Consider the following 6,031-nt stretch of genomic DNA (forward strand, 5'->3'; position numbering starts at 1 on the left):
CCGGCCCCAGTGCATTATCGGGACACCGATATACGGTACGCTGGCGAGAGGTCATTCGGCTGGTAGCCTCAACGGCATGCAGCCGTCCGCGTCGAGCGTGAGCGCATCTGACCAGACGTAATCGCCGGTGAGATTGATGTGGTCCCACCCGAGCGGCGACAGCTGCGGGATCAGCGCCTCGTCGATGTCCATTCCGCGGGCTCTCATGGCGTTGAGCGCCCGGCCAAGATGGCGACAGTTGAACAGGATGATCGCGGCGGTCACGAGATTCAGCGCGGCGGCCCTGGTCTGCTGGTTTTCGTGCCCGCGATCCCGGAAGCGGCCGAGGCGATGGAAGGCGACCGCGCGTGCCAAGCTATTCCTCGCCTCGCCCTTGTTGAGCTCGGCGGTGACAAGCCGCCTCAGCGCCGGGTCGTCGAACCAGCGGACGGTGAAGAGCGTGCGTTGGACGCGGCCGACCTCGCGGAGCGCCGCGGCGAGGCTGTTCTGCTGGCGATAGGCGGACAGCTTCTTCAAGATCAGCGAGGGCGTAACGGTCCTGTCGCGCATAGCGCAGACCACGCGACCAATGTCGCCCCAATGCGCCCTGATGAGATCGACGTCGAGCCGCTGGCCGAACAGCGGCGCGAGCCGGCCGTAGCGCGCGCGGGGCTCAAACGCATAGAGACGACGATCGGACAGCCGCGGGATTCGTGGCTCGAAGTCGAGCCCCAGCAGGTGCATGATGGCGAAGACGATGTCGGAAACACCGCCGCCGTCCACATGCAGCGCGGCGACATCGACGCCGCTGTCGTGACCCAGGATGCCGTCGAGCGCGTGGACGGCCTCCCCGGCGGTGCCGGCGATCACCGTCTGGTGGAGCGGCGCGTAACGGTCGGTGATCGTCGTGTAGATCTTGACGATGGGATCCCGGCCATAGTGGGCGTTGACCTTGCCGCCGGCCTCGCCCGGCCCGCCGAGGTAGAACGCCTGCCCGTCTGCCGACGCGCGGACCCCCTCGCCGAACCACGCCGATAGCGGCTCTGCGTGAATGGCGTCGGTGAGGCAACCGAGAGCGGCGCGGAAGGTCTCCTCGCGCATATGCCAGGTCTGCATGCGCAACAGCGCACGCCGTGAGGCAACGCCGCACACCTCGGCCATCCGCGAGAGGCCAAGGTTGGTGGCCTCGGCGATCAAGGCCGCAAGAAACGCCTTCTCGTCATCCGGCGGCAAGCCGGACGACACGCGTCCGAAATGGTCGACGAACCCCGTCCAACGGTTGACCTGCGAGAGCACGTCGGTGATCCGCGTCGATGGCAGCAGGGCGTATGACCGCAGCGCCAGTTGCTTGGCGCCGTCGCTGGTCAGGTCGGTGGAGGGCTCTTTGGGGAAACGCAGCTTGTCGCCGGCGAACAGGCGGGCGTCTTTGCCCGACAGGCCACGCGACAAGCCCAACAACGCCTCGTCGAGTTGCTCGGAGGCCGTAGCGATCCAAGCCTCCGCCCTCCGCTCCGGGGGGCGCGCCGGCGCGGGAGCAAGCGCGGCGGTCTGGGCCGGCCCGAGCAGGACGTCGAGCGAGCGGTGGAGACGCGAGGTCGGAACCCAGACGTCGCCTGCCGCGAGCGCGTCCGAGAGGGCGAAATAGGTGGCGAGCTCCCAGTAGGTGCGATCGACGCCGTCGCGCCGGGCGACGTGCGGGAGCCAGCGGCGCGCGATGTGGCCCAAGGGCAAGTTCGCAGGCAGCGGTTTCCGCCGATCCCCGTCCAGAGCGAGGAGCGCTTCGCAGGCCGCGCGAAGCGGGGCCGTCGACGCGCGTCCTTCGAACGTGAAACTCGCCAGGAACCGGCTCCCGACCTGCTTGAACACTTTATATTCTGGTCCGAGTTCGCCGAGGGCGTCGGGACGACCGGGTCTCGTCATCCGACGGATGAGCGCGGCGTCCGCCTCGATGACCTCCAAGGCGGCGACCGTCGTGACCGCCTCAGTGACGTCACGACCGCTTCGGGCGGCCTTGGTCAGGGCGTCCAGCACATCGGCGATGCGCAGCAGGCGTTCACGACCGCCGTCCGCCGACGCCGCAATCGCTTCTTCGAGCCGCTTCCGCGCCCGAAGATTGGCGCGGGCGACGAGGGCGCGGAACATGTCGAGCGCCGCATCGGTCAGGGTGACCTCCAACTCGCGCAGCGTCGCGACCAAGGCTGCATGGCGTCTGGCCGGCCCCATCTGTTGGAAAGCTTGTGCAGTGGACCGCACGCCCTCGCGCGCCATCTGGCCAAGTCGCGGTTGGAGCACCTCCGGCAATTGGAGCTCTGGAGCGCCCGTCGCGCGTATCAGGTCAAGTTTGTCGAGGATCGCCAACAGCGAGCGACCGCCGACCTTGGCGACTGGCTCGCGCAGCCAGGCGAGCCGCGATTGGCGAGCATGGGTCTTTTCGGAGAGGATGGCGTCAAGGCTCTCGCGTTGGGCGGCGGTAAGGCGCGCTCTGACCTGGCCAATGACGTCGAGGTCGGCGGCATGCATCGCCTCGGCCGCCATACGCTCGATCACGGTGACGCCCGGGATGATGATCTTCTCGGCACGGAATCTCGCAATCAGCCGATCGAGCAGCAGGCGTCCGTCGGTCAGGCCGATCGCCTCCGCCCGGAGCCAAACCTTGATCTCGGCCCGGCCGGGCTGGGTCAGATCCTGGAAGCCGTGGTGCGTCTTGATCGCGGCGAGCTGCTCGTAACGGGTCGGCCCGCGCCGAGCGAAGCCGGCGATCACGCCGGCATCGACGCTGATCTGTTCGGCGATATAGTCCAACATGACGGCCGGCAGCAGCTCGCCGCGCCGGAGGTTTCGACCCGGATAGCGGAGGCAGCAGAGCTGGAGCGCGTAGCTCAACCGGGTCTCCGGCGTCCGCGCCGCGGCGATTGCGGTGAGGTCGGCTGCATTCAGGCTATGATGACGGACGACCGCGTCCTCGGTGTCGGGGAGAGCCAGGAGCGCTTCGCGTTGGCGCTCGGTCATGGGCACGCGCGCCGGCATCGCCAACCTCGATCAAAAACGGCTTGCCATACGCTAGCGTAATGAAAGAGGGTTATGGAAGAGGCGCCGCCTCGCCGGTCACGATCACGGCGGAAGCTTCCGAAAACGCTCGTTTGTGAAAGTTGCGCTCGATGCCGATCAAAGCCAATCCGGAGATCGAGGCGATGGCGAACCAGCTCGCCGCCCTGCGGGGTCAGAGCGTCGAGGAGGTGGTGGCCGCGGCGCTGCGCGCTGAACTGGCGCGCGAGCCCAAGGCGCGGACCAGACCGCGCGCCGCCAAGCTGAAGCCCGCCCAGCGGGCCAAGGTGGAGCGGATCCTGGGACTCGTGCGCGCCGCCGATCCCGCCGCTTATCAAGGTGGGACCGCACGGCGTTTCTCTATGACGACCAAGGTCTTCCGCACTCAGGGCGGACCATGGTCATCGACAGCTCGGCGGTCGTCGCCATCCTGTTCAACGCGCCGGAAGCGGCGGATTTCCTGTCCCGCATGGCGCTTGCGAAGACCTGCCGGCTGTCCGCGGCCAGCCTGGTCGAAGTAGGGATCGTGCTGCGGCGAGACGCGGACGCCCAGCGGCGACAGGCGTTCGATGGGATGTTGAAGCTCTTTGCGGTGCAGATCGAACCCGTGACCGAGGCGCAAGCGCGCCTCGCGCTCGACGCCCATGACCGCTTCGGCAAGGGGACCGGTCATCCCGCCGGCCTCAACGACGGCGATTGCTTCCGCTACGCCCTGGCCAGGGAGATGGGCGAGCCGTTGTTGTTCAAGGGCGACGATTTCAGCCGCGCCGACCTGGAGGCGGCATGCTGATCGGCTACGCCCGGGTCTCGAAGGGCGACGAGCAGTGCAACGCCCTGCAGGCCAAGGCGCTGAAGGCGGCCGGCTGCCAGCGCATCTTCGAAGAGGCGGCGTCCGGTGGGCGTTGGGACCGGCCGGTACTGCAGGACATGCTGCGGCACCTTCGTGAAGGCGACCTTGTCGTGGTCTGGAAGCTCGACCGGCTGAGCCGATCGTTGAAGGACCTGCTGCATCTCATGGAGCGGATCGAGGACGCCGGCGTCGGTTTCCGGTCGCTGACCGAAGCCATCGATACGACGACACCGGCTGGACGGATGATGATGCAAATGGTCGGCAGCTTCGCGGAGTTCGAGCGGGCGATGATCCGCGAGCGCACCAGCGCCGGGCTCGCCCTGGCGCGGGCGGAAGGTCGCGTGGGCGGTCGCCGACGCAAGCTGACCGAGGCCCAGCGCGCGGAGATCGCCGACAGCGTCCTGTCAGGCCGGAAGTCGGCCGCTGAGATGGCCCGGCTTTATCGGGTCAGCCAACCCACCGTGTCGCGCATCATCGCCGAACGCCGCCTGGAGGCGCGCCTTGAAGCCTGATCACGATCTCTCCGGGATCTTCGAGTACGCCGCCACGGATGCGTGGACCCACATTTGCTCATGCGCTCAGACCCATCCGACTGAGGCCGCGGTCTTCACTGCACCGGTACGAAGGACCGGCCAAGAAGGACCTTGATCGATCGTGTCCCTAGCCGTGGTGTAGCTTCGGCGGCGTGATCACCGCGATCTCCGGCGGGGCCGGATCGGTCAGGCGGCCAGGATGGGCAGGCTGACGAGCGGATCATCGCCCAAGGCTGAGACGCTTTCCAGGGTCATGTAGCGGCAGCGCTGGACGGCCCATTCGTCGTTCTGTTCGAGCAGGATGGCGCCGACCAGGCGGACGATGGCGGCCTCGTTGGGGAAGATCCCCACGACCTCGGTCCTGCGCTTGATCTCGCCGTTGAGGCGTTCCAGCGGGTTGGTGGAGTGCAGCTTGGCGCGGTGGGCGGGCGGGAAGGTCATGTAGGCCAGGACATCGGTCTCGGCTTCGTCCAGATAGCCGGCGAGCTTGGGCAGCTTGGGCCTGAGCTGGTCGGCCACCCGGCGCCATTGCAGGCGGGCCGCCTCGGCGTCGTCCTGGGCGAAGGCGGTGGCGACGAAGGCGGAGACGACGCGGCGGCCGCTGCGCCCGGCGTGCGCGAGCACGTTGCGCATGAAGTGGACCCGGCAGCGCTGCCAGGTGCAGGAGAGCACCTTGGAGACTGCCGCCTTGATCCCTTCGTGGGCGTCGGAGACGACCAGCTTGACGCCGCGCAGGCCGCGGCGGGCGAGCTTGCGCAGGAAGTCGGTCCAGAAGGTCTCGGCCTCGGAGGGGCCGACGTCCAGGCCCAGCACCTCTCTGCGGCCGTCGGCGTTGGCGCCCACCGCGACGATGACGGCCACCGAGACGATGCGACCGGCCTGGCGCACCTTCACGTAGGTCGCGTCGATCCAGAGATACGGCCAGTCGCCCTCGATCGGCCGGATGAGGAAGGCCTGCGCTGGCGGTACTCGTCCTCGGTGAAGCGCGACCACAGCCCGCGGAAGTAGAACCGGCTGTCGTCGGAGGGCTTGTATTCCACCGTCCCGCTGACGCCGATGCGTTCGCGGTCCAGGGTGTAGTTCGTGTACTTCAGATTGATCGGCAGGCCACCCCGCGCCACGCCCGGGACGGTGCGCCAGTCGTCCGGAAACAGGCCGTCGGACCGGTACTTGCGCTGCGAATAGCTGACGCCCAGCAAGGCGCCCCAGTTGCCCACCACGCCGCCCAGCGTGATATCGCCCTGGACCGGGAACTTCTCGTTGAACTCCTGATACCCGACCTGGGCCCGGAGCTGCGCGATCCGATCCTGCCGCAGGTCGAACGGCGACTGGGTGACGAGGTTGATCGTCCCGCCGATGCCCTGGGCGTCGCGGTCCGGCGTCACGGCCTTCAGCACTTCGAGGCGGCCGAGCAGCTGGCCGCTGATCACGTCCAGCGGCAGGGCGCGGCTGTCGCCGTCCGGGTTGCCGACCTCGACGCCGTTGAGGGTGACGTTGTTCAGCGCCGACGGCGTGCCCCGAATCGAGACGTACCGACCCTCCCCCTGGTCGTAGGCCACGCCGATGGCCGGCAGGCGCTCCAGGTTCTCGGCCACGTTCTTGTCCGCGAGCCGGCCGATGTCGT

General features: G+C 68.1%; 5 protein-coding genes and 1 pseudogene. 3 read left to right on the forward strand and 3 right to left on the reverse strand.

What is annotated here, in order from left to right; translation table 11 throughout:
• Nucleotides 1-51 precede the first annotated feature (51 nt).
• Nucleotides 52-2,988 (reverse strand): Tn3 family transposase, encoded by a 2,937-nt coding sequence (locus tag AX721_RS06000; protein ID WP_068875115.1) that lies wholly within the window; start codon nt 2,986-2,988, stop codon nt 52-54.
• A 149-nt stretch (nt 2,989-3,137) separates the two neighbouring features.
• Here AX721_RS06000 and AX721_RS28735 point away from each other — a divergent pair, with 149 nt between their 5' ends.
• Genes AX721_RS28735 through AX721_RS06010 form a run of 3 tightly spaced genes read left to right on the forward strand, consistent with a single transcriptional unit; the run spans nt 3,138 to nt 4,386 of the window.
• Nucleotides 3,138-3,545 carry a type II toxin-antitoxin system VapB family antitoxin gene (locus AX721_RS28735; RefSeq protein WP_082765477.1) on the forward strand — a complete coding sequence of 136 codons (408 nt, stop codon included), beginning with the start codon at nt 3,138-3,140 and terminating at the stop codon, nt 3,543-3,545.
• The gene (locus tag AX721_RS06005; protein WP_369796625.1) at nt 3,428-3,814 is read left to right on the forward strand and encodes a type II toxin-antitoxin system VapC family toxin; all 387 of its coding nucleotides are present in this window, start codon (nt 3,428-3,430) and stop codon (nt 3,812-3,814) included. The genes AX721_RS28735 and AX721_RS06005 overlap by 118 nt, the downstream gene beginning before the upstream one ends.
• Nucleotides 3,808-4,386, forward strand: coding sequence for a recombinase family protein (locus AX721_RS06010; RefSeq protein WP_068875114.1), 579 nt, complete (start codon nt 3,808-3,810; stop codon nt 4,384-4,386). Before AX721_RS06005 ends, AX721_RS06010 begins: the two co-directional genes overlap by 7 nt.
• Before the next feature lie 207 nt (nt 4,387-4,593).
• On the opposite strand, the pseudogene AX721_RS06015 reads toward AX721_RS06010, so the two are convergent.
• Both AX721_RS06015 and AX721_RS06020 read right to left on the reverse strand, forming a co-directional pair.
• A pseudogene (locus AX721_RS06015) lies at nt 4,594-5,361 on the reverse strand (IS256 family transposase); the annotation flags it as partial.
• Nucleotides 5,298-6,002 carry a TonB-dependent receptor plug domain-containing protein gene (locus AX721_RS06020; protein WP_231754703.1) on the reverse strand — a complete coding sequence of 235 codons (705 nt, stop codon included), beginning with the start codon at nt 6,000-6,002 and terminating at the stop codon, nt 5,298-5,300. The gene AX721_RS06020 and the pseudogene AX721_RS06015, both read right to left, overlap by 64 nt.
• Nucleotides 6,003-6,031 lie beyond the last annotated feature (29 nt).

It is taken from the genome of Phenylobacterium sp. CCH9-H3, assembly GCF_001557235.1.
Lineage (GTDB): Bacteria > Pseudomonadota > Alphaproteobacteria > Caulobacterales > Caulobacteraceae > Phenylobacterium.